19 protein-coding genes are annotated in these 23,111 nt (G+C 74.5%); 8 read left to right on the top strand and 11 right to left on the bottom strand.

Going from position 1 to position 23,111, the window contains the following annotated elements:
• Positions 1 to 140 precede the first annotated feature (140 nt).
• From C1N80_RS03050 to C1N80_RS03035, 4 genes are all read left to right on the top strand, one after another.
• Complete coding sequence (locus tag C1N80_RS03050) at positions 141 to 788, top strand: copper chaperone PCu(A)C (RefSeq protein WP_137769429.1); 648 nt, start codon at positions 141 to 143, stop codon at positions 786 to 788.
• Positions 785 to 2,059: a Dyp-type peroxidase gene (locus C1N80_RS03045; protein WP_137769428.1), complete on the top strand. Its 1,275-nt coding sequence runs from the start codon at positions 785 to 787 to the stop codon at positions 2,057 to 2,059. Before C1N80_RS03050 ends, C1N80_RS03045 begins: the two co-directional genes overlap by 4 nt.
• 103 nt (positions 2,060 to 2,162) lie before the next feature.
• Complete coding sequence (locus tag C1N80_RS03040; protein WP_137769427.1) at positions 2,163 to 3,599, top strand: PepSY domain-containing protein; 1,437 nt, start codon at positions 2,163 to 2,165, stop codon at positions 3,597 to 3,599.
• A 46-nt stretch (positions 3,600 to 3,645) separates the two neighbouring features.
• Entirely contained in the window at positions 3,646 to 4,407 is a 762-nt protein-coding gene (locus C1N80_RS03035; RefSeq protein WP_137769426.1) for an alpha/beta fold hydrolase, read from the top strand.
• 63 nt (positions 4,408 to 4,470) lie between these two features.
• Here C1N80_RS03035 and C1N80_RS03030 read toward each other — a convergent pair whose 3' ends face one another.
• The 4 genes from C1N80_RS03030 to C1N80_RS03015 all read right to left on the bottom strand — a co-directional run bounded on the left by C1N80_RS03030 (position 4,471) and on the right by C1N80_RS03015 (position 10,400).
• Complete coding sequence (locus tag C1N80_RS03030; RefSeq protein WP_137769425.1) at positions 4,471 to 6,729, bottom strand: cation-translocating P-type ATPase; 2,259 nt, start codon at positions 6,727 to 6,729, stop codon at positions 4,471 to 4,473.
• Positions 6,730 to 6,795: 66 nt separating this feature from the next.
• Complete coding sequence (locus tag C1N80_RS03025; RefSeq protein ID WP_137769424.1) at positions 6,796 to 7,005, bottom strand: heavy-metal-associated domain-containing protein; 210 nt, start codon at positions 7,003 to 7,005, stop codon at positions 6,796 to 6,798.
• Between the two features lie 339 nt (positions 7,006 to 7,344).
• On the bottom strand, positions 7,345 to 9,492 hold the full coding sequence (locus C1N80_RS03020; protein ID WP_370297185.1) for a heavy metal translocating P-type ATPase: 2,148 nt from the start codon (positions 9,490 to 9,492) through the stop codon (positions 7,345 to 7,347).
• 83 nt (positions 9,493 to 9,575) lie between these two features.
• Positions 9,576 to 10,400: a sugar phosphate isomerase/epimerase gene (locus C1N80_RS03015; protein WP_137769423.1), complete on the bottom strand. Its 825-nt coding sequence runs from the start codon at positions 10,398 to 10,400 to the stop codon at positions 9,576 to 9,578.
• A 209-nt stretch (positions 10,401 to 10,609) separates the two neighbouring features.
• Here C1N80_RS03015 and C1N80_RS03010 point away from each other — a divergent pair, with 209 nt between their 5' ends.
• Positions 10,610 to 11,578, top strand: a complete 969-nt coding sequence (locus C1N80_RS03010; protein ID WP_137769422.1) for an aldo/keto reductase — start codon at positions 10,610 to 10,612, stop codon at positions 11,576 to 11,578.
• Positions 11,579 to 11,632: 54 nt separating this feature from the next.
• On the opposite strand, the gene C1N80_RS03005 is transcribed toward C1N80_RS03010, so the two are convergent.
• Positions 11,633 to 12,976, bottom strand: a complete 1,344-nt coding sequence (locus C1N80_RS03005; RefSeq protein WP_137769421.1) for a NupC/NupG family nucleoside CNT transporter — start codon at positions 12,974 to 12,976, stop codon at positions 11,633 to 11,635.
• 81 nt (positions 12,977 to 13,057) lie between these two features.
• Positions 13,058 to 13,321, bottom strand: a complete 264-nt coding sequence (locus C1N80_RS15725; RefSeq protein WP_240811211.1) for a VOC family protein — start codon at positions 13,319 to 13,321, stop codon at positions 13,058 to 13,060.
• A gap of 259 nt (positions 13,322 to 13,580) precedes the next feature.
• On the opposite strand from C1N80_RS15725, the gene C1N80_RS02995 reads away from it, so the two are divergent.
• On the top strand, positions 13,581 to 14,321 hold the full coding sequence (locus C1N80_RS02995; protein ID WP_137769420.1) for a 3-keto-5-aminohexanoate cleavage protein: 741 nt from the start codon (positions 13,581 to 13,583) through the stop codon (positions 14,319 to 14,321).
• A 16-nt stretch (positions 14,322 to 14,337) separates the two neighbouring features.
• Here C1N80_RS02995 and C1N80_RS02990 read toward each other — a convergent pair whose 3' ends face one another.
• The 3 genes from C1N80_RS02990 to C1N80_RS02980 form a co-directional block, all read right to left on the bottom strand.
• The gene (locus C1N80_RS02990) at positions 14,338 to 15,561 is read right to left on the bottom strand and encodes an MFS transporter (RefSeq protein ID WP_137769419.1); all 1,224 of its coding nucleotides are present in this window, start codon (positions 15,559 to 15,561) and stop codon (positions 14,338 to 14,340) included.
• Positions 15,562 to 15,581: 20 nt separating this feature from the next.
• The gene (locus C1N80_RS02985; protein ID WP_137771621.1) at positions 15,582 to 16,223 is read right to left on the bottom strand and encodes an NADPH-dependent F420 reductase; all 642 of its coding nucleotides are present in this window, start codon (positions 16,221 to 16,223) and stop codon (positions 15,582 to 15,584) included.
• A 99-nt stretch (positions 16,224 to 16,322) separates the two neighbouring features.
• Positions 16,323 to 17,519: an ATP-binding protein gene (locus tag C1N80_RS02980; RefSeq protein WP_137769418.1), complete on the bottom strand. Its 1,197-nt coding sequence runs from the start codon at positions 17,517 to 17,519 to the stop codon at positions 16,323 to 16,325.
• Positions 17,520 to 17,616: 97 nt separating this feature from the next.
• Between C1N80_RS02980 and C1N80_RS02975 the strand changes: the two genes are divergently transcribed.
• A complete protein-coding gene (locus C1N80_RS02975; RefSeq protein WP_137769417.1) occupies positions 17,617 to 19,050 on the top strand; it encodes a LarC family nickel insertion protein in 1,434 nt (477 codons plus the stop codon).
• Between the two features lie 113 nt (positions 19,051 to 19,163).
• Positions 19,164 to 19,520, top strand: a complete 357-nt coding sequence (locus C1N80_RS02970) for a hypothetical protein (protein ID WP_137769416.1) — start codon at positions 19,164 to 19,166, stop codon at positions 19,518 to 19,520.
• Positions 19,521 to 19,555: 35 nt separating this feature from the next.
• Here C1N80_RS02970 and ppsA read toward each other — a convergent pair whose 3' ends face one another.
• Both ppsA and C1N80_RS02960 read right to left on the bottom strand, forming a co-directional pair.
• On the bottom strand, positions 19,556 to 21,940 hold the full coding sequence (ppsA, locus tag C1N80_RS02965) for a phosphoenolpyruvate synthase (RefSeq protein ID WP_137769415.1): 2,385 nt from the start codon (positions 21,938 to 21,940) through the stop codon (positions 19,556 to 19,558).
• Positions 21,941 to 21,992: 52 nt separating this feature from the next.
• A complete protein-coding gene (locus tag C1N80_RS02960) occupies positions 21,993 to 22,928 on the bottom strand; it encodes a pyruvate, water dikinase regulatory protein (RefSeq protein WP_137769414.1) in 936 nt (311 codons plus the stop codon).
• Between the last annotated feature and the right edge of the window lie 183 nt (positions 22,929 to 23,111).

Raw genomic sequence — 23,111 nt, 5'->3', positions numbered from 1 at the left:
CCCTGCCCTGCAGGTCGCCGCGCCGACGGTCCCCGTCGGCCCCACGGCCCTGCGGATGGGCGGCGACGCACCCCCAGGTGCGACGCCGACGGCGCAGAGCCCGGTGACCGCGCGAGCCCGGCCCTCACCGAAGGACTCCCATGTCTCGCACCACCCTGCCCCCGACCCTTCTCCGCTCGTCCCTCTCGCGGCGCGCGGCCCTGCTCGGCGCGCTCGCCCTCCCCCTCGCCGCCTGCAGCGCCGGCGGCTCCGACGACGCCGGCTCCGACGGCGGCGGCACCGGCTCCTCCGCCTCGGACGGCGCCACCGACGCCGTCGACACCGCGACCCTCTCCCTCGCCGACGCGTGGGTGAAGGCGGTGGAGTCCGGCATGTCCGGGCTGTTCGGCACCCTCTCCAACGCCTCGTCGAGCGCCGTGACGCTCGTGGGCGCGGCGTCCTCCGCGGCGGGCATGGTCCAGCTGCACGAGACCAACGCCGACGGCTCCGGCGGCATGAGCATGAAGGAGAAGGAGGGCGGCTTCGCGATCCCCGCGGGCGGCGAGCTGCGGCTCGAGCCGGGCGGGGACCACATCATGCTCATGGACCTCACCGCGCCCCTGCTCGCCGGGGACGCCGTGGACGTGACCCTGCACTTCGCGGGCGGCGCCGAGCTGCCCGTCACCGCGACCGTGAAGGACTTCGCGGGGGCGCAGGAGAACTACAGCCCCTCCGACGGCGGCGGCGAGATGGAGGGCATGGAGGGCATGGACCACGGCTCCATGGCCTCGGACGGCGGCGACGAGTGACCCGCCGCGACGCGCCTGCGCCACAGGACACCGCGGACCGCGGCCGGCGCCGGCTCCTGCTCGCCGGCACCACCGGGGCCGGGCTCGTGGGGGCCGGGCTCGTGGGGGCCGGCGCCGCGGGGGCGCTCCTGGACCGGGCCGTCGGCCCCGCCCGCGGAGCGACCACCCCCGCCGCGCCCGCCGAGCCCGCGCTCATGGGCGCAGGGACGCTCCCCTTCCACGGCGCCCACCAGGCGGGCGTGGAGACGGAGCCGCAGGCCCACGCCACGTTCCTCGCCCTGGACCTGCGCGACGGCGTGGACCGGGACGGGGTGCTGCGCCTGCTGCGGCTGCTCACCGACGACGCCGCCCGCCTCACCGCGGGGCAGGCGCCGCTCGCGGACGTCGAGCCGGAGATGGTCACCGCCCCGGCCCACCTCACGGTGACGGCCGGGTTCGGCCCGGGCCTGCTGCGGCGGGCGGAGCGGGAGGTGCCCTCGTGGCTCGCCCCGCTCCCGGCCTTCGACATCGACGAGCTCCAGGACGCGTTCTGCGACGGGGACCTGCTGCTGCAGGTGGGGTCCGATGACCCCGTCACCCTGTCCCACACGGTGCGGATGCTGCTGAAGGACGCTCGCTCGTTCACGACCGTGCGCTGGATCCAGCACGGGTTCCGCCGCGCGCACCGCGTGCAGCGGCCCGCGACCACGCAGCGGAACCTCTTCGGGCAGCTCGACGGCTCCGCGAACGCGGCGCTCGGCAGCGAGGACTTCTCCCGGATCGTGTGGATCCCGGAAGGTCCCTTCGCGGGCGGCACCTCGATGGTGATCCGCCGGATCCGGATGGACCTCGACACCTGGGACGAGGCCGATCGCACCGCACGGGAGGAGGCCGTGGGCACGCGCCTGGACACGGGCGCCCCGCTCACCGGGACCGAGGAGACGGATGACGCGGACTTCACCGCGCTCACCGAGAACGGCTTCTCCCGGATCGCGGAGTTCGCGCACATGCGGCGGGCGAACGGGGTGGACGACGGCGAGCACCAGGAGATCTTCCGCCGGCCGTTCCACTACGACGTGCCGCCGCCCGCGGGCTCGGACGCGATCTCCGAGGCGGGGCAGATCTTCTGCTCCTTCCAGGCGGATCTCGAGGGGCAGTTCGTGCCCATCCAGCGGCGCCTCGCGGAGCTGGACCTGCTGAACCAGTGGACCACCCCGATCGGCTCCGCGGTGTTCGCGATCCCGCCGGGCTGCGCCGAGGGCGAGTACCTGGGCCAGTCCGTGCTCGCCTGACGCCGCTCCCGCTCCACCTCCCGCCCGCCGGCCGGGGTCTCCGTGACCCGGCCGACGGGCGGGAGCCTGCCCTGCTCTCCCTCCTCCGACACGAGGTCCTGCCATGCCGTCACCCCGTCCCCCTGCCCGTCCCCGCTGGTTCGTGCCGCTGCTGCTGCGGCTGCACACACTCGCCGGGATCGTGGTGGGTCCGTTCCTGATCATGGTCGCCCTGAGCGGCGCCCTCTACGCCCTGTCCACCCCGCTCGAGCGTGCGGTGTACGCGCACGAGCTCACCGCCCCCTCCGCCCGTGCGCCGCTCCCCCTCGCCGATCAGGTCGCCGCCGCCACGGCCTACGCCGGGGAGAGCGACGTGGTCGCCGTGCGCCCCGCCCCGTCACCCGGGGACACGACCCGCGTCATGCTCGCCGGGGACGGTCTCGGCGAGAGCGAGTCCCGCGGGATCTTCGTCGATCCCGGCAGCGGGGAGATCCGCGGCGATCTCACCGTGTACGGGACGAGCGGCGCGCTGCCGCTGCGCACCTGGATCGACCAGCTCCACCGGAACCTGCACCTCGGGGAGGCGGGCCGGCTGTACAGCGAGTTCGCGGCCTCCTGGCTGGGGGTGGTCGCGGTCGCGGGGATCGGCCTGTGGATCGCGCGGGCGCGCCGCCCGGCGACCCGCGCCGCGGTCACCCGGCCGCGGCTGCGCGCACCGGGGCGGCGCCGCACGCTCTCCTGGCACGCCCCCGCCGGAGTGGTGCTCGCGCTCGGCATGCTGTTCCTCTCCGCCACCGGCATCACGTGGTCCGCGCATGCGGGCGCGAACGTCACGGCCCTGCGCGCGGCGCTCGACTGGACGGCGCCCGCGGTGGACACCGCCCTGGACGGGACCGGCAGCGGATCGGGTGCCGGTGAGCACGCCGCGCACGAGGGCCACGCCGGGCACGGCGCGGGCATGGGCGACATGGACATGAGCAGCATGGGCATGGGTGACATGGCCGGGATGGACAGGGGCGAGGACTCCCCTGCGACCTACGACCGGGTGCTCGCGGCCGCGCGGCAGGCGGGCATCGGCTCCACGCAGGTGGAGATCCGCCCGTCCGAGACCCCGGGCACCGCCTGGGTGGTCCAGGAGATCCACCGCAGCTACCCCACCCAGGTGGACGCCGTCGCGATCGACCCCGCGACCCTCGAGGTCGTGGACCGGGCGGACTTCGCGGACTACCCGCTCATGGCGAAGCTCGCCCGCTGGGGCGTGGACCTGCACATGGGCACCCTGTTCGGGCTCGTCAACCAGCTGGTGGTCGCGGCCGTCGCGCTCGGCATCGCGGGGGTCGTCGTCACCGGCTACGTCATGTGGTGGCAGCGGGGCCGGGGATCGCGCCCCGGCCGCATACCCGCCCGGGGTGCGCTGCGCGCGGCGCCCTGGTGGAGCGTGCTCGCCGTCGCCGCTGTCGCCGTCGCGATCGGTCTGTTCCTCCCCATGATCGGCCTGGGCCTGCTCGCCTTCCTCGTCGTGGACCAGGTGGCCGCCCGGCTCCCGCGCGGCGCTCGCTAGGCTCGACGCAGGGCCCGGCCGGGCCCGGCGAGGGCAGGGGGATCCGATGGCGGCGCTGCACGTGCGCAGGCGGGAATCGGCCGACGGTCGCTGGGTGGTGCTCCTGCACGGGGCCGGCATGGACGGCGCCATGTTCGACGCCCAGGTCGAGGCCCTGCCGCCGGGGGTGGGAGTGCTCTGCCCGGACCTGCCCGGGCACGGGCGCTCGGCCGTCGCGGGCCCGTTCCGCTACGGCGCGGCGCTCGCGGACATCGAGGCGCTGCTCGCTCCTCTCGCCGGCGCCGACGTCACCCTCGTGGGCCAGTCGCTCGGCGGGAACCTCGCCCAGACCCTGATCGCCCGGGACCCGGCCCTCGCGCGCCGCGCCGTGCTCGTGGACTGCACGGACAACCACGGCCCGCTGCGCCGCGGCGACGTGCTCGCCCTGCGCAGCACGGGCCCGGTGCTGCGGTCGCTGCCGTGGGGCTGGACGCTCGCCGCCTCCGCGCGCGCCTGCGGCGCCGAGCCCGCCACCCGCGCCTACGTGCGGCAGCGGCTCGAGGCCATCGGCCGGGAGGCCTTCGCGGAGGTCATGGACTTCTGGCGGGAGGCGCTGACCCCGGATCCCGCCTACCGGCTCCCCGTGCCCGTGCTCGCGGTCCTCGGCGAGCGCGACCGCTCGGGGAACATCGCCGCGGCCCTGCGACGCCTCGCGGAGCGGGACCCGCAGGTGCGGCTCGAGGTGGTCGCGGGCGCCGCGCACAACGCGAACCAGGACCGCCCGGCGCAGGTCTCCGCGCTCATCGAGGAGCACCTCGAGAAGGGCTGAGCGCAGCGCCGCCGGGCACGGAGGATCAGCGCACCAGCTGGGTCCTGCCGTCGGCCCCGTCGCTCAGCGCGGGATGACGGAGCGGAAGCCGCGCAGGCGCAGGCTGTTGCCCACCACGAACACGCTCGAGAACGCCATGGCGGCGCCGGCGAGCATCGGGTTCAGCAGGCCCAGCGCGGCGAGCGGGATCGCCGCGACGTTGTAGGCGAAGGCCCAGAAGAGGTTCACCTTGATGGTGCGCAGGGTGCGGCGGGAGAGGCGGATCGCGTCGACCGCGCTGCGGAGGTCGCCGCGCACGAGGGTGACGTCGGCCGCCTCGATCGCGACGTCGGTGCCGGTGCCCATCGCGAGGCCGAGGTCCGCCTGGGCGAGGGCAGGGGCGTCGTTGACGCCGTCGCCGATCATCGCGACGACCTTCCCCTCCCCCTGGAGACGGGTGATGACGTCGACCTTGTCCTCGGGGAGCACCTCGGCGACGACCTGCTCGATGCCGACCTCGGCGGCGACCTGCCGGGCGACGGCGGTGTTGTCGCCGGTGAGGAGCACGGGGGTGAGGCCCAGGTCCTTCAGGCCGCGGATCGCCTCGGCGCTCGTGGGCTTTACGGCGTCGGCGAGGACGAGCAGGCCGCGGGCCGCGCCGTCCCAGGCGACGGCGACGACGGTGCGGCCCTGCGCCTCGGCGTCGGCCTTCGCGGCGGCGAGATCAACGGGGAGGCCGGCGGCGGAGTCGTCGATCAGGCTCGCGCGGCCCACGGTGACCTCGTGGCCCTCGACGGTGCCGCGCACGCCGCGGCCCTCGAGGTTCGTGAAGCCGGTGACCTCGGGCAGGGGCCCGGCCTCCTCGGCGGCGCCGGCGGCGATCGCGCGGGCGATGGGGTGCTCGGAGGCGTGCTCGAGGGCGCCCGCGCGGCGCAGCAGCTCGGCGCGGTCGGTGCCGGGCGCGGTGACGACGTCGGTGAGGGTCATGCGGCCGGTGGTGACGGTGCCGGTCTTGTCGAGGACGACGGTGTCCACCGCGCGGGTGGACTCGAGCACCTCGGGGCCCTTGATGAGCACGCCCAGCTGGGCGCCGCGGCCGGTGCCGACGAGCAGGGCGGTGGGCGTGGCGAGGCCGAGGGCGCAGGGGCAGGCGATGACGAGCACGGCGACGGCGGCGGTGAAGGCGGCGCTCGCGGGGAACCCGGCGATCAGCCAGGCGCCGAGGGTGACCAGGGCGATCGCGATGACGATCGGCACGAACACGCCGGAGATGCGGTCCGCGAGGCGCTGCACCTCGGCCTTGCCGGTCTGGGCGTCCTCGACGAGCCGCGCCATGCGGGCGAGCTGGGTCTCGGAGCCGATCCGGGTGGCGCGGACCACGAGCCGGCCGCCCGCGTTGACGGTCGCGCCGGTGACGGCGTCCCCCTCCCCGACCTCGACGGGGACGGACTCGCCGGTGAGCATCGAGGCGTCCACGGCGGAGGTGCCGGAGACGACGACGCCGTCCGTCGCGATGGTCTCCCCGGGGCGCACGACGAACTCGTCGCCGACGGCGAGCTGCGCGATGGGCACGCGCACCTCGGTGCCGTCCCGCAGCACGGCGACGTCCTTCGCGCCGAGCTCGAGCAGGGCCCGCAGGGCGGCGCCGGCCTGCCGCTTGGAGCGCTTCTCGAAGTAGCGGCCGGCGAGGATGAACAGGGTGACGCCGGCACCCACCTCGAGGTAGATGTTCCCGGCGCCGTCCGACGGCGCGATCGTGAGGGAGAAGCCGTGGGTCATGCCGGGCATGCCGGCGGTGCCGAGGAACAGTGCGTACAGGGACCACAGGAACGCCGCGGAGGTGCCCATCGAGATGAGCGTGTCCATGGTGGCGGCGCCGTGGCGGAGGTTGGTCAGCGCGGCCTTGTGGAAGGGCCAGGCACCCCAGGTGATGACGGGGGCGGCGAGGGTGAGGGACAGCCACTGCCAGTACTCGAACTGCAGGGCGGGGATCATCGCGAGGGCGATGACGGGCACGGTGAGCACGGCCGCGCCGATGAGCCGCTGGCGCAGGGACCGCAGCTCGGGGTCCCCCGCCTCCGCGGCGTCGTCGGCCTCCGGCGCCGGGGGCGCGGGGAGGGCGGCGGTGTACCCGGCCTTCTCGATCTCGGCGACGAGCAGCTGCGGGTCGTAGCCGCTGGGCGCGGTGACCTTCGCCTTCTCGGTGGCGTAGTTGACCGTGGCGCTCACGCCGTCGAGCTTGTTGAGCTTGCGCTCGATCCGGTTCGCACAGGAGGCGCAGGTCATCCCGCCGATCTCGAGCTCGATGCCGGAGTCGGCGATGAGCGGGGCGCGGCTGTCCATGGTGCTCCTGTCCTGCTGTGCGTGTGGGCTGTGCGAGGTCGCGGCGTGCCGAGCGGGCGGCGCCGATCAGGCGGGGACGGCGGTGTAGCCGGCTTCCTCGACGGCGCCGATGACGGCCGTGTCCTCGAGGGGCGACTCGGCGGTGACGACGAGCCTGCCGGTCTGGTGGCTCACCTGGACGTCGGTGACGCCGGGGATCTCGCCGACCTCCTCGCGCACGGACATCTCGCAGTGCCCGCAGGTCATCCCGGTCACCTGGTACTCCTGTGCAGCCATCGTGGGCCTCCTTCGTCGATCATGCGGGGAACCCCTCCTGGGTACCCACCCTAGGAGCAATTTATACCCCTACGGGGTATGTGTCAACCCGTGGGGCCCCCACCACCGGACGGGCCGGCGCGCAGGTCAGGTGGGGGTGTCACCACGCTCCAGAGGTGGCGCGGAAACGAGCCGTTCGCCGTGACGCCACCACCGATCGATTCCCGACGGCCATGGCTCGTTTCGCGACCACTCCTGGAGCGTCGCCACCCCACCCACCGCGCCGGCCGCACCGGCCATCCCGACCACCCTCGAGCGACGCGCGCCCCAGCCACCGGTGAGCGACACCCCGCTCCGTGGTCACCGGCGCGCGAGGGCGGCGGCGACGCCTGCGGCGGGACGCAGGTCCAGGCGCCGCAGCAGCTGCGCGTTCAGCGCCACCACCACGGTCGAGGCGGACATCAGCAGCGCGCCCACGGACATCGGCATGACGACACCGATCGGGGCGAGCACCCCCGCGGCGAGCGGCACGGACAGCAGGTTGTAGCCCGCCGCCCACCAGAGGTTCTGACGCATCTTGCGGTACGCGGCCCGGGAGAGCGCGATGACGGAGAGCACCGAGCGTGGGTCGGAGCTCGCGAGCACCACCCCGGCGGAGGCGATCGCGACGTCGGTCCCGGCGCCGATCGCGATGCCGACGTCGGCCCGGGCGAGGGCCGGGGCGTCGTTCACGCCGTCGCCCACCATCGCGACCTTCCGCCCCTCGGCCTGGAGGGAGGCGACCGCCTGCTCCTTGTCCTCGGGCCGCACCTCGGCGAGGACCCGGTCGATCCCGAGCTCCGTGCCCACGCGCTCAGCGACGGAGCGCGCGTCGCCGGTGATCATGACGACCTCGATGTCGAGGGCGTGCAGCGCCTCGACCGCCTCACGGGACTCCTCGCGCACGGCGTCGGCGAGCCGCAGGGCCCCGGCGACCTCCCCGTCCCGCAGAACGTGCAGGACGATCGCGCCCTCCTCCCGCCAGGCGGCGGTGCCGGGCAGCGGGTCGAGCCCGGACTCCTCGAGCAGGCGCGGCCCGCCCACCCGGAGTTCGTGCCCGTCCACGCGGGCGCTCACGCCGAGCGCGGGGGTCGAGCTGCGGTCGGTGCCCGCCGGGACCGCGAGGCCGTCGCGCTCGGCGCGCTCGAGGACGGCGCGGGCGAGCGGGTGCTCGCTCTCCGCCTCCGCGGCGGCCGCGAGGGCCAGCAGCTGCGGCTCGTCGAGCCCGGCGCCCGACGCCGCGAGGACCTCGGTGAGGGCGGGCTCGCCGCGGGTGAGGGTGCCGGTCTTGTCCATGAGCACGGTGTCCACGGTGCGCATCGCCTCGAGGGCGAGGCGGTCGGTGACGAGCACGCCGCCGCGGGCCGCGCGCTCGGTCGCGATGGCGACGACCAGCGGGATCGCGAGGCCCAGGGCGTGGGGGCAGGCGATGACGAGCACGGTGACCGTGCGGATCACGGCCTCGTCGGGCATGCCGAGCAGCGACCAGACGATCGCGGTGATCACGGCCGCGCCGAGAGCGAACCAGAACAGCCAGGCGGCGGCCGTGTCCGCCACGCGCTGGGCGCGCGAGGTGGAGGCCTGGGCCTCGGCGACGAGCCGGCGGATCCCGGCGAGCGCCGTGTCCTCCCCGGTCGCGGTGACCTCGATGCGCAGGTTCGAGTCCGTCGCGACGGTGCCCGCGACGACCCTGTCCCCGGCGGAGCGCTCCACGGGGCGGGACTCGCCGGTGACCATGGACTCGTCGACCTCGGCGCGGCCGCTCGCGACGCTGCCGTCGGCAGGGATCGCGGCGCCGGGCCGCACGAGGACGAGGTCACCGGGGCGCAGATCCGCGAGGCTCACGGGGACCACCTGCTCCTCCTCGATCCGCTCGGCCTCGTCGGGCAGGAGGGCGGCGAGGGAGTCGAGCGCGGAGGAGGTCTGCGCGAGGGAGCGCATCTCGATCCAGTGGCCCAGCAGCATGATGACGATGAGCAGGGCGAGCTCCCACCAGAACTCGAGCTCGTGGTGGAGCAGGCCCAGCGTCGCGCCCCAGGAGGCGAGGAACGCGACGGTGATCGCGAGCGCGATGAGCAGCATCATCCCGGGGCGGCGGGTGCGCAGCTCCGAGGCGGCACCCGCGAGGAAGGGCCGACCGCCCCAGACGTACATGACGGTGCCGAGCACCGGCGCGACCCCGCGCAGCCCCGGGACCTGCGGCAGCGGGTAGCCGAGGAGGTCCGCGAACATGGGCGAGAGAGCCACGACGGGCACCGCGAGGGCGAGCATGATCCAGAACAGCCGACGGAACCGGCCGACATGGTCGCCGTGCCCGCCATGCCCTCCGTGCATGTCATGGCCCGCATGCATGTCGTGCCCGGCGTGCATGTCGTGACCGGCGTGCATGTCGTGACCGGCGTGCGAGTCGTGCTCCGCGTGCTCCGCGTGCTCCGCGTGCTCCGACGGCATCCTCCGCTGTGCGTCCATGCCGCGAAGCTATACCCCCTAAGGGTATTAGGGAAGGGGTGCGGGTCCGTCGACGGCGAACACGCCTCCCCTTCCCCGGAGGCTCAGCCGATCTCGCGCGCCGCGATCTCCCGCAGCTTCGCGAGGCGACCCCATTCGTCGTCGTCCGTCCCGGCGTAGACGAGGGACAGCCTCCCGCCGTACTCGACCTCCCGCAGCACCGCGAGGGAGCGCTGCAGATCCTCCTCGTCGATCACCCCGGGAGCGGACTCCCGCGCCTTGACCTGCGAGCACTCCGCCACGCCGGCGACCGCGCCGATCCGGCGGTACTTCTCCTCGTCGTCCCAGTTGCCGGTGTCGATGAGCAGGCCCACCTCGCCCTCGACCTGCTCGAGCAGGCGGCGCACGGCCTTCTCGTCCACGAGCAGGGACTTCCAGTTCTCGGTGAGCACACGGACCCCCGAATGCTCCGCGGCGAGCGCCCGCAGCCCCTCCGCGCTCGCCCTCAGCGTCTCCTCGCTCGGCGCGCGATCCCCCGCGGGCACCCGCACGCGCGGCGCACCCAGGCGCTCGGCCACGTCGATCCAGCCGGAGATCCACGCCCGCTGCTCCGTGCCCCGGTCCGGGTCGACGAGGTCGCCGTCGTCCACGAGGAAGCACTCGAGGTCCACGCCCGCCTCGTCGAAGGCCGAGCGCAGCTCACCGAGGTACGCATCCTCCGTGCTCGGGAGGTAGAAGTGGCACAGCTGCGCGCTGCGGAAGCCGTGCGCCGCGAGCTCACCGGGCAGCTCGAGCAGCGGCAGCCCGCCGCCCTCGGTGTTCTCCGTCAGCACCCCCGAGGGCGCCGATCCCGGGGCGACATAGCGGCCCATCGTGCGGAACAGCGACCAGGTGTGCACGGCGGGGGTCGGGTCGAGCTGGTGGGCCATGGGATCTCCTGTGATCGGCGGGCGGTGCTCCGATCCTTCCGGATCCCCGGCGGGCTGTCGACGCCCGCGCTCGGCCCGCAGCGCCACGCGCCGTCGCGACCACCCCTCGCCCCTCCCTGGCCACCACTGCGGGGCCGGAATAGGGTTTCCCACGGCGTGACCGGCCTCCCTCCCGCGGCCCCGCCACCCCTACGAGGAGTGATCCAGAGATGCAGTACTCCCAGCTCGGACGCACCGGCGCGACCGTCTCCCGGCTCGTGCTCGGCACCATGAACTTCGGCCCGCACACCACGGAGGAGGACGCCTTCGCGATCATGGATCGCGCCGTGGACCAGGGCGTCACCTTCGTCGACACCGCGAACGTGTACGGCGGCGCGGAGCATCGCGGCTGGACCGAGGAGATCGTGGGCCGCTGGCTCGCCTCCTCCGGGCGGCGCGACGAGATCGTGCTCGCTACGAAGGTGTACGGCGAGATGGGGCCCGGCGCGAACGACCGCGGGCTCTCCGCGCTGAACATCCGCCGCGCGGTGGACGCGTCCCTCCGGCGCCTGCAGACGGACCACATCGACCTCTACCAGATGCACCACGTGGACCGGTCGACGCCCTGGGAGGAGATCTGGCAGGCGATGGACCTGCTGGTCGCGCAGGGGAAGATCAGCTACGTGGGCTCCTCGAACTTCGCTGGCTGGCACCTCGCCCGGGCCAGCGAGACGGCCGCCCGGCGCGGCTCCCTGGGCCTGGTCTCCGAGCAGTCGCTGTACAACCTGCTCTCCCGGGACGTGGAGCTCGAGGTGCTGCCGGCCGCGGAGCACTACGGCCTGGGCGTCATCCCGTGGTCGCCGCTCTCCGGCGGGAAGCTGGGCGGCCGCAGCGAGAAGGGCGTGCGGCGCGGCGGCGCTGACCGTCGCCACGACCCGGCCGACGCCGACCTCACCGCGCAGCTGGACCGCTGGGAGGCGTTCTGCGCGGAGCGGGACCTCGCGCCCGGGCAAGCGGCGCTCGCCTGGCTCCTGCACCGACCCGGCGTGCTGGGCCCGATCATCGGCCCGCGCACCATGGAGCAGCTGGACTCGGCGCTCGGCGCCTTCGAGATCGAGCTGACCGAGGAGGACCTCGCCGCGATCGACGAGATCTTCCCCGGCCCCGGCGGCGCGGCCCCCGAGGCCTACGCGTGGTGATCAGCCAGGGGTGATCGACGCAGGGTGATCAGCAGCCGCTGAGCACCCGCAGGGTCACCAGACGAACAGCCCCACGAGCGCCGCGGAGAGCAGCGAGACGAGGATGCCGGCGAGCAGCATCCGCCCCACGTTGCGGGAGATGAGGTCGTTCTTCTCGCGGTCCACGAGCCCCTTGAAGGCGCCGATGATCATGCCCACCGTGGAGAGGTTCGCGAACGAGGTCAGGAAGACCGTGAGCACCGCCTGGTGGTGACGGTCGTAGCCGGCGACCTCCCCGGTGATCTGCCCCATGACGACGAACTCGTTGGTGACGAGCTTGAGGCCCATCATCTGCGAGACCTCGGTCGCGGTCGCGGGGTCCAGGCCCAGCAGCATCGCCGGGACGAAGAGCACGATCCCGAGGATCGCCTGCAGCGACAGCCCCGAGTGGATGAGGCCCAGGAGGTGGTTGACGAGCCCGGCGAGCGCGACGAACGCGATGACGTTCGCGAGCACGATGAGCACGATCTTCCCCGCGCCCAGGATCGAGTCGCCGAGGAAGGAGAAGAACGGCTCCCGCTCGGGCTTCGCGGGCTTCGACGGCCCCGTCGGCTCCGTCGGCCCCGCGTCGGAGGCGTCCGCAGCAGTGCCGACGGCGGCGCCGTCCGCCGCGGCGACGTCGGCCCCGGTCGTCGCGGCCTGCGGGGTGTCGCTCTCGACGGCGCCCACGCCGACGATCACGTCCTCCTCCGCGGGGACCTCGACGGGGAACAGCAGGCTCGCCACGAGCAGCGCGTTGATGCAGTTCAGCGGCACGGCGGTGAGCACGAACTCGCCCGGCACGAGCTGCGTGTAGGCGCCGATCAGGGCGGCGGTCACGCAGCTCATCGACATCATGGCGATCGTGACGGTGCGCTGGGCGGACATGTGCTTCAGCTGCGCGCGGGAGACGGCGAGCGCCTCCGTGTTGCCCAGGAACATCATCTCCACCGCGAAGAAGGTCTCGAAGCGCGGCTGGCGGGTCACGAAGCTGAGGCCGCGGCCCACCCAGCGGATCAGCCAGGGCAGGAACCCGATGTAGCTGAGGATGTCGAACAGCGGGACGATCAGCAGGATCGGCAGCAGGGCGCTGACCACGAAGTTCACGGGGGCGGGGTCCACGCCGGTGGGGCCCACCCAGTCCTGGAGGGCGAAGCTGATGCCCTCGTAGGCGATCGCGACGAGCCAGGCGAAGCCGTCCGCCGCGGCGCGCACGACGGCCCGGCCGACGGGGAAGCTCGTGAGGAACCAGGCGATGACGATGTTCAGCGCGACCATGAGGCCCACGGACTTCCAGCGGATGCCGCGGCGGTCCTTGGAGAACAGCCAGCCGAGGCCGAGGAACACGGCGACGCCGAGGACGTTCAGTGCGAGGTACACCGAGGCTCACTTCCCGCCGGGGCGGGGATCCGGCGGCGGCCACCCTACCCGTCGGTCGCGGGCCGGGGAGGGTCTCCCTGCTCAGCCCACGAGGAGGCAGAAGGGATGCCCATCGGGGTCGGCCATGACGTGCAGCGGCTCATGGGGATCGGCGCTGCGGTCCATGAGCAGGCGGGCGCCGAGCTGCTCCGCGCGGGCGCGCTGGATCTCGAGCTCGGCGGCGTCCGGCACGCGGAAGTCCATGTGGAGCTGCATGGGCACCTCCTCGCTGGGCCAGGTGGAGGGGCGCAGGTCCGGCTTGGCCTGGACGGCGAGCACGCGACGATCGTCGTCGTCGAGCAGCACGATCCAGTCGGTGTCGTCGGCCTGCGGGGGCGGGGGCGCCTCGTCGCCGGGGCGGGGGCGCCTCGTCGCCGGGGCGGTAGTGCAGGCCCAGCAGGACCCGGTAGAACTCGGCGAGCGCGCGGGGCTCGCGGGCGTCGATCGCGGTGCAGCTGAGCACGGGGTTCTGGGTCATGGGCCTCCTCGCCCGGGCTTTCCACCGTAGGCCGAGCGGTCGCCGCCCGCCATCGTCCCGCGCGCTCCCGGGCCTTACGCTCGGCGCATGCTGCTGACGGTCTGCGTGAACGGCGCCCGCAACCCCGAGGACCATCCCGCCCTGGTCGCGGATCCGGCGATCGTCGCGGCCGACGCCGCCCGCGCGATCGCCGCCGGCGCGGGCGAGGTGCACGTGCACGCGAAGCGGCCCGGCGGCCGGGACTCCCTGCGCGCGGAGGACGTCGCCCGCTGGCTCGGCGCCTTCCGCGCGGCGCTGCCGGGGGTGCGGATCGGGCTGACGACGGGCGCCTGGGCGGCGGGCTCCCCCGAGGAGCGGCTCGCGCAGGTGCGGTCGTGGGAGGCGCTGCCGGATCTGGTCTCGGTGAACTGGCACGAGGAGGGGGCCGACGAGCTGGCCGAACTGCTCCTCGAGCGCGGGGTGGAGGTCGAGGCGGGGCTGTGGTCCCCGGCGGCGGCGCGCGCCTGGGCGCGGTCCCCGCTCGCCCCGGGCTGCCACCGGGCGCTCGTGGAGCTGCCGGACCTCCCCGCGGGGGAGATCCGGCCGGCAGCGGAGGCGGTGCTCGTGGAGCTCGCGGCGGCGCCGAGGCGCCCGCCGGTGCTGCTGCACGGGGAGGAGCGGTCCACGTGGACGGCGACGCTGCTGGCCCTCGAGATGGGGCTCGGCACGCGGATCGGTCTCGAGGACACGCTCACCCTGCCCGACGGCACGCGCGCCGCCTCGAACGCGGAGCTCGTGGAGCGTTGCCTGGACTTCCTCGGCATCGACCCGTCGGCCATGCCCTCCTGACCTGCGACGGGGTGGATCAGACCCGCTCGGCGGGCTCCGCGGCGGGCTCCGCGGGCGCGGCCGACGGGCGCGCCGCGGTGGACGGCGCGAGGAACGCGGCGACGAGCGCCACGACGAGCGGGACCACGAGGGCGCCGCGCAGGCCCACGTGCTCGCCGAGCAGGCCCAGGGTGGGCGGGCCGACGAGGAAGGCGAGGTAGCCGATCGTGGAGGCGAGGGCCACGCGTGCGGCGGGGTTCGGGCCCGAGTCGCCGGCAGCGGAGAGCGCGAGCGGGAAGCCGAGCGAGGCGCCGAGGCCCCACAGCACGACGGCCAGCACCGCGACCGCCTGGCTGTCCACGAAGGAGATGAGCGTGAGGCCGAGGGCGGCGAAGAGGGCGCTGACCATGAGCACCCGGGACCGGCCGGCGCGCGCGACGAGCGGCCCGCCGGAGAAGCGGCCCACGGTCATCGCGGCCGCGAACAGGGCGAACACGGTCGAGCCCATGGTCGCGCCGAAGCCGTGGCCGTCCACCATGACGAGCGGCAGCCAGTCGTTGGCGGTGCCCTCGGCGAGCGCCATGGCGAGCACCACGCCGCCGATGAACAGCAGCCGCACGTCGCCCAGCAGCGCGACCTTCGGGGCGGCGGCCTGCGCCTCCCGCTCCTCGGGGGTGGTGCGGCCGGTGCCCGCGGGGATCGCCGGAGCGGCCCACAGCAGCAGACCGGCGCCGACGACGGCGGTGAGGCCCAGGTGGGCGATGACGGGGAAGCTCACGGCGTTGGCGAGGATGCCGAGGCCCGCGCCGATCACGGTGCCGAGGCTGAAGGAGCCGTGCAGGGCGGGGAGGAAGGAGCGCCCGCCGAGGCGCTCGACCTCCGCTCCCTCGACGTTCATGGCGACCTCGCCGCCGCCCACGCCGGCGCCGAACACGGCGAGCCCGGCGCCGGTGAGCAAGGGCAGACCGGTCACGGCGCCGAGGGCGATGATCGGCAGGGCGATCACGACGAGCGCGGAGCCCGTGAGCGCGACCGGGCGGGTGCCCAGCCGCATGACGAGCGGCCCGGAGGAGAGAATCCCGGCCATCGAGCCGAGCGAGAGCCCGAAGAGCACCAGTCCCATCTGGGCGGTCGAGGCGCCGAGCAGGTCCCGCACCTCCGGGGTGCGGGTCACCCAGGCGGCGAGGGACAGCCCGGGCAGCAGGAAGAGCGCGCAGAGCGCCCAGCTGCGACGACGCAGGGTGGGGGTGGACGAGCTCATGGGGACGATCGTACGCAGACTCAGGGCAGACGGTTCGCCCGGGCCAGGTTCGCGCGGAGCTCCTCGGCGGTCTGGCGCACCACGTAGGCGGGACGGTCCCGCTCGACCCTCCACGACTCGCTCAGCGGGCTCACGTCCACGGCGTCGAAGCCCAGCTCGTCGTAGAGGCGGGTCGCGACGGCCACCGCCTCCGGGTCATCGCTCGAGACGGCGAGCGCCCGACGGCCCGGGGTGCCCGCGGGCGCCGTGTCCGTCGTGATGTCCGCGGCGGGGATGTGGTTGAAGGCCTTCACGACCCTCGAGGTGGGCAGGTGCTCCTGCAGCAGCTGGGAGGTGGTGGTCTCGCCGGCGTCGAGGGCGGGGATGCGACCGTCCCGCTCCCAGTAGTAGTTGTTCGTGTCCAGCACGATCTTCCCCGCGAGCGGCTCGACGGGGACCTGCGAGATCGCGTGCAGCGGCACGGTGACGACGACCGCGTCACCGGCCTCGCCGGCCTCCGCGGCGCTCGCCGCGCGGGCCTTCGGGCCGAGCTCCGCGACCAGGTCCGCGAGGGTCTCGGGCCCGCGGGAGTTCGCGATCACGACGTCGTACCCGGCACCGATGGCCGCACGGGCCACCTGGCTGCCGATGTTGCCCGCGCCGATGATGCCGAGGGTGCTGATGGTCGAGGGGGTGCTGTCCTGTGTCGTCATGCCGGGCCCAACTCCGGCGCCGGGTCCCCTGTTCCCGCATGCCCTCCCGAGGGCAGCGGGCCGTGCGCCTCAGCTGCGCGGTCGGCGCACCGGCCGGGCCACCCGCGCCGGGGCGGCGAGGCGGCGGGTCGAGCCGGTCTCCCGCACGCGCTCGAGCGCCTCGCGCAGATAGGGCAGGGCGAAGGCGACCCGGCCGGTCTCCGGCACCTCGAGCAGCTCCTCGCGGATCAGCCGGCCGCGGTGCGCGTTCGCGGCGCTCACCTCGAGGCCCAGCCGCGCGGCGACGTCGGCGACGGCGCTGTCGGCGGGGTCCTCGAGCATGGCGAGCAGGTAGTCCAGGCGGCGGCCGGTCACGTCGCGCAGGGCGGGGCCGTGGACGTTGACGACCATCGCGTCGATCGCCGCCGCGCGGGCCGCCTCGACGTCCTCCACCTCGATGACCGGGGCGTCGCCGGCGCGCTGCCACGCCTCCGCGCCGATCACCTGGATGAGATACGGGTAGCCCTGGGAGATCTCGCCGGCGCGCACCGCGGCCTCGGGGGTGATCGAGCGGGCGGTGTCGGCGACGGTCTGACGGATCACCTCGGCGGCGGTGCCCACGTCCACGCCGCCCACGTCGACCTTGTGGGCGCGGCGCAGGAAGGTCGTGCCGGGGTGGGCGAGCAGCTCGTCGACCCCGGCGCGGATGCCCGCGGCGACGAAGCCCGCACCGTGCCCCTCGCCGATCAGGTCCTGCATGTGCTGGGCGACCTCGTGGAGCTGGTCGCGGTCCGCGGACTGCACCTCGTCCACGCTCACCAGCAGGCCGCCGCCCGCACTCGTGAGCAGGGCGGCGAGGCGGTCGAGCAGCCGCCCGAGCGGCACCTTCTCCCCCGCGTAGCGGTCCACGTACTCGACGTCGCCCCCGGCGCGGACGCCGAAGGCGCCGCCCTCGGCGGAGGTGGCGCGCACCTGCTCCGCGTCGGGGTCCAGCTCGCGCAGCAGGTCCGCCGCCGATCCGCGCAGCTCCTCGACCATCGAGGTGGAGGAGGTGTGCAGCACGATCGTCCGCCAGTGGGCGAGCGCGGCCGCGTCCCGCAGCTGGCTGAGCAGCACGGTCTTGCCCACGCCGCGCGCGCCCGCGATGAGCACGGAGCGCTCCCCGGCGGCGCGGCGGCCGGCGAGGGCCTCCGCGAACTCCTCGACCGGGGAGCCCTGCAGGGCGAGCACCCGCGGCGTGAGCCCGAAACCGGGGGTGAAGGGGGTGGTCGCGGGACTGGTCTCCATGGGGCCACGGTAGTGGGCGGGCCGACGGTCGCCGCGGCCCGCTGCAACGCCCGGCCACCCCGCGCCGCTCCGCCCGGGCCCGCCTACGATCGTGCCCATGACCTCCGCGCCCGCTCTGCCCCGCCGTCTCGCCTACATCGACGCCACGGCCGGCGTGGCCGGGGACATGCTGCTCGCGGCGCTCGTGGACGCGGGCGCGGAGCTCGACGGGGTGCAGCGGGTGCTCGACGCCCTGGTCCCGGGGTCGGTGCGCTTCACGCGCACGGTCGTGGACCGCGGCGGCCAGCGCGCCCTGAAGGTCGATGTGGAGGTGCTCGTCGAGGATCCGCCGCACCGCACCTGGGCCTCGATCCGGGACATGCTGGAGCAGGCGCGCGGGGACGAGGCGGTGCCGGGTCGCACGATCGACCTGGCTCTCGCGGTGTTCGGCCGGCTCGCTGACGCCGAGGGCGCGACCCACGGCGTCCCGGCGGACGAGGTGCACTTCCACGAGGTGGGCGCGCTGGACTCCCTCGCGGACGTCATCGGCGCGTGCGAGGCGTGGCGGCAGCTGGGCATCACCGAGGGCGCGGCGAGCGTCATCGCGGTGGGCAGCGGCCGGATCCGCGCCGCCCACGGGGACATCCCGGTGCCGGTCCCGGCCGTCGCGCGGCTCGCCGTCGGCTGGCCGACGGTCGCCGGGGAGATCCTCCCGCCCCGCGGCCACGCCCACCCGCACAGCCATGGGCACGGCGACGCGCACACGCACACGCACACGCACGACCACCCGCACGGCCACGAGCACACGCCGCACGAGCACCCGGCACCGGTCCCCGGCTCCGACGCCGAGCTCCCCGCGCACATGCAGGGCGGCCCGCACGAGCACGGCGGCCGGCGGGTCCCGGGCGGCGTCGCCCCCGGCATCGGCGAGCTCGCGACCCCCACCGGCGTCGCCCTCGTGCGGGGCCTCGCCGCGACCGCCGGCCCGCAGCCCGCGATGACCCTCGCCGCGCTCGGCGTGGGCGCGGGCACGAAGGACACCCCCGGGCGCCCCAACGTGGTGCGCGTGCTGCTCGGCGAGACCGCGGCGGACGCCCACGCGACCCCCACCGCGGCCGTGCAGCTCGAGGCGAACGTCGACGACCTCGACCCGCGGCTGTGGCCCGGGACGATCGACGCGCTCCTGGACGCGGGCGCGCTCGACGCCTGGACCACGCCGATCGTCATGAAGCGCGGCCGCCCCGCGACGACCCTGCACGTCCTCGCCCGCACGGAGGACCGCGAGGCGATCGCGGAGCTGGTCATGGACCGCACCGGGAGCCTCGGCGTGCGCTCGCACCACGTCGAGCGGATCATCCGCCGCCGCGCGTTCACCGAGGTCACGGTCGAGGGCCGGAGGATCGCCGTGAAGATCGCCCATGCCCCGGACGGCGCCGTCGTGCGCCGCGAGCCGGAGTTCCGGGACGTCGCCGCAGCCGCCGTGGCCCTCGGGATCAGCGAGAGGGAGATGCTGAGCCGCGCCCGGGCCGCCGCGGAGGCCCTGCGCGGCTGAGCCCGTCCGACGGGCGCGCCCGTCGGCCCCGCCGTCGGACCTCCCGGTTCCCCTGACGCACGCTGCGGCGCCGGTCATACTGGAGACCCAGTCGCCGCGCGAGGAGGAACCCCATGCCCGCCCTGTCCGATGCGATCAACCGCGCCGTCGCCGAGGCCCGCAAGGCCTCCAACGGCCGCCACGCCGAGGTCCTCGTCCACGACGGCCCGCTGCGCCAGAGCGTCATCGCGCTGCGCCAGGGCATCACGCTCGCCGAGCACAACTCCCCGCCCGCCGCCTCGATCTACGTGGTCCGCGGGCGCCTGCGGGTCACCGGGGACGAGCCGGTCGAGGTCGCCCCCGGCCAGATCGAGGCGCTCACCCACCAGCGCCACGCCGTCGAGTCCCTCGACGACACGGTGTTCCTGCTGACCACGGTCACCTCCGTGCCCGGCACGGAGTCCTACGGCGGGGCGCACCTGGAGCTCTGAGCGCCCCACCGCGAGGGGAATGACGCGGGCGCGCCTCAGCGGGCGACGGGCAGCGCCGCGATCCGCTGCCAGGTCTCCACGACCGTGTCCGGGTTCAGGGACATCGAGGCGATGCCCTGCTCCACGAGCCACTCCGCGAGGTCCGGGTGGTCGGAGGGACCCTGCCCGCAGATCCCCACGTACTTCCCCGCCGCGCGGCACGCCTCGATCGCCCGCTGCAGCATGATCTTCACGGCCGGGTCCCGCTCGTCGAAGCCGTCCGCGACGAGCGCCGAGTCCCGGTCCAGTCCCAGCACCAGCTGGGTCATGTCGTTCGAGCCGATCGAGAAGCCGTCGAAGTGCTCGAGGAAAGCCTCCGGCACGAGCGCGTTCGACGGGATCTCGCACATCATGACGACCTCGAGCCCGTTCTCCCCGCGGCGCAGGCCGTGGGAGGCGAGCAGCTCGATCACGCCCTTGCCCTCCGCGGGGGTGCGCACGAAGGGGATCATGAGCTTGAGGTTCGTCAGGCCCATCTCCTCACGCACGTAGCGCAGCGCCTCGCACTCCATCGCGAAGCACTCCGCGAAGTCCGCGGAGACGTAGCGGGAGGCGCCGCGGTAGCCGATCATCGGGTTCTCCTCGTCCGGCTCGAACACCTCCCCGCCCAGCAGGTTCGCGTACTCGTTGGACTTGAAGTCGCTCATCCGGACGATCACGGGCTCCGGCGCGAAGGCCGCCGCGATCATCGAGACGCCCTCCGCGACGCGCCGCACGAAGTACTCGCGCGGGGAATCGTAGGCGGCGGTACGCTCACGCACCTGCGCGGCGAGCTCCGGATGCTCCGCCTCGAGCGACCCGAGCTCGAGCAGCGCCCGCGGATGGATGCCGATCTGCCGGTTCACGATGAACTCGAGGCGGGCGAGGCCCACCCCCTGGTGCGGCAGGCGGGAGAAGGCGAAGGCCTGCTCGGGGTTGCCCACGTTCATCATGATCCGGGTGGGGATCTCCGGCATGGCGCCCGCGTCGGTGCTGGTCACCGTGAACTCGAGCTCCCCGGCGTAGACGTAGCCGGTGTCCCCCTCCGCGGCGGAGACGGTCACCGTCTCCCCGTCCTTCAGGGTCCGGGTGGCGCTGCCGGTGCCGACGACGGCCGGGATCCCCAGCTCGCGCGCGATGATCGCCGCGTGGCAGGTGCGCCCGCCGCGGTTGGTGACGATCGCGCTGGCCCGTTTCATGATCGGCTCCCAGTCCGGGTCCGTCATGTCCGCGACGAGCACCTCCCCGGGCACGAAGTCGTGCATCTGCTCGATCGAGGTGAGCACCCGCACCGGGCCCGCGCCGATCCGCGCGCCGATCGCCCGGCCCTCGACCCGCACCTCGCCGCGCTCGGCGAGGCGGTGCTTCTCGATCATGGTGCCGGCGCGGGACTGCACCGTCTCGGGGCGCGCCTGGAGGATGTACAGCTCCCCGTCGGCCCCGTCGAGGCCCCATTCGATGTCCATCGGCCGGCCGTAGTGCTTCTCGATGACGAGCGCCTGCCGGGCGAGCCCCTCGACCTGCTCGTCCGTCAGCGAGAGACGGCGGCGCTGCTCGGGCTCGACGTCGACGAAGGCGGTCGTCCGGCCGACGGCGGCGTCGTCGGTGTAGATCATCTTCAGGGCCTTCTCCCCCACCTGGCGGGCGAGGATCGCGGGCCGGCCCGCCTCGAGACCGGCCTTGTGGACGTAGAACTCGTCGGGGTTCACGGCGCCCTGCACGACGCCCTCGCCGAGGCCGTACGCGGAGGTCACGAACACGGCGCCGTCGAAGCCGGACTCGGTGTCCATCGTGAACATGACGCCCGCGGCGCCGATGTCGGAGCGCACCATCTTCTGCACGCCGGCGCTGAGCGCCACGGCCGCGTGCTCGAAGTCGTGGTGGACCCGGTAGGCGATCGCGCGGTCGTTGTAGAGGGAGGCGAACACCTCCCGGATCGCGAGCAGCACCGCGTCGATGCCGCGCACGTTGAGGAAGGTCTCCTGCTGGCCCGCGAAGGAGGCGTCCGGGAGGTCCTCCGCGGTGGCGGAGGAGCGCACCGCGAAGGAGGCCTCGTCCCCGCTGCCCGCGGCGAGCGTCTCGTACGCCTCCCGGATCCCCGCCTCGAGCTCGGCGGGGAAGGGCTGGGCGATGACGAGCTCGCGGATCCGGCGGCCGGTCGCGGCGAGCGCCTGCGTGTCCTCCGTGTCGAGCGCCCGCAGCTCCTCGTCGATCCGCTCCGCGAGCCCCGTCGCGCCGAGGAACTCCCGATAGGCCTCCGCGGTGGTCGCGAAGCCGTCGGGCACGCTCACCCCCAGGTCGGCCAGGTGCGAGACCATCTCGCCCAGGGAGGCGTTCTTGCCTCCCACCTGCTCGAGGTCGTCCATGCCGAGCTCGGAGTACCAGCGGATCGTGCGGCTCATGAGGGGCTCCTTCCGACGGCGGCGCCGTCTGAGGGGATGGGGTGGGGACGGGTCAGCTCGGGGGCCTGCGGCCGGTGAGGGTCTGCAGGATGTGGATGGACATCTCCTCGACGCTCGTGGAGGAGGAGTCGATCGAGGGGATGCGGTGGCGGTCGTAGAGGCGGCGGGCGGCGTCGAGCTCCCAGCGGGTCTGCTCGATCGAGGCGTAGCGGGAGGCGGCGCGGCGCTCCCCGCGCACCTCGGCGAGCCGCTCGGGGCTCGTCACGAGGCCGAAGCAGCGATCGGCGAGGTGCCGGATCGCCCCGGGCAGCGCCCCCGCCGCGAAGTCCTCGTCCACGAGCGGGTAGTTCGCGACGAACACGCCGTGCATGAGCGCGAGGTACATGCTGGTGGGGGTCTTCCCGCAGCGGGAGGGGGCGATGAGGATGACGTCCGCCCGCTCGAGGGCCCGCACGGACTGCCCGTCGTCGTGCTCGATCGCGAACTCGACGGCCTGCATGCGCCGGTTGTAGCGGCGCACGTCGCCCACGCCGTGGAGGCGGGCGGGCGCGTGGTCGCCGGTCACGCCGAGCTGCGCCTCGAGCTGCGCGAGCGGGGCGGAGACGAAGTCGACGACGGGCGCGACGGTGCCCAGCAGCACCTCGCGCACGGCGTCGTCGACCACGGTGAGGAAGACGATCGGCGGGACGGGGCCGCCGGCGGCCGCGTCGAGCTGCTCGCGCACGCGCTCGGCGTCGGCCGGGGTGCGCAGGAAGGGGAAGAGGTGCCGCTCGAAGGGCACCGAGGGGAACTGCAGGAGGAGGGCGTTGCCCATCGTCTCGGCGCTGATGCCGGTGGAGTCGGAGACGAAGTAGACCGGCACCGCGGGCAGGTGGTCCTGCTCCGCCGGCTCGGGTGCCGGGACGGGCGTCGACGGCTGCACGGGTACGGGCTCCGGGCGCGCGGCGGGGCGCGGCAGCGGCGGTGGGACGGGCAGCGGACGGGTCATCGGGCACCTCCCCTCGGCAGGAGCTCCCGCCGGGTCACGTCGTCGTGTGGCGACACCGTAGCGGGGAGCAGGCCGCGGACCAGGACATTCACCGTGTCGGTGGTCCAGGTCACGTCGATCCGCGGCGCGACTGCGCGAACCGTGACGGGTCCTGCCCGCTTCGGTCACCTCCGGGCAGGGCGC

Source organism: Brachybacterium sp. SGAir0954, assembly GCF_005490785.1.
GTDB classification, from domain to species: domain Bacteria; phylum Actinomycetota; class Actinomycetes; order Actinomycetales; family Dermabacteraceae; genus Brachybacterium; species Brachybacterium rhamnosum.
Note: the sequence above shows the minus strand (reverse complement) of the source record. Positions and strands in the feature narration are given on the sequence as shown.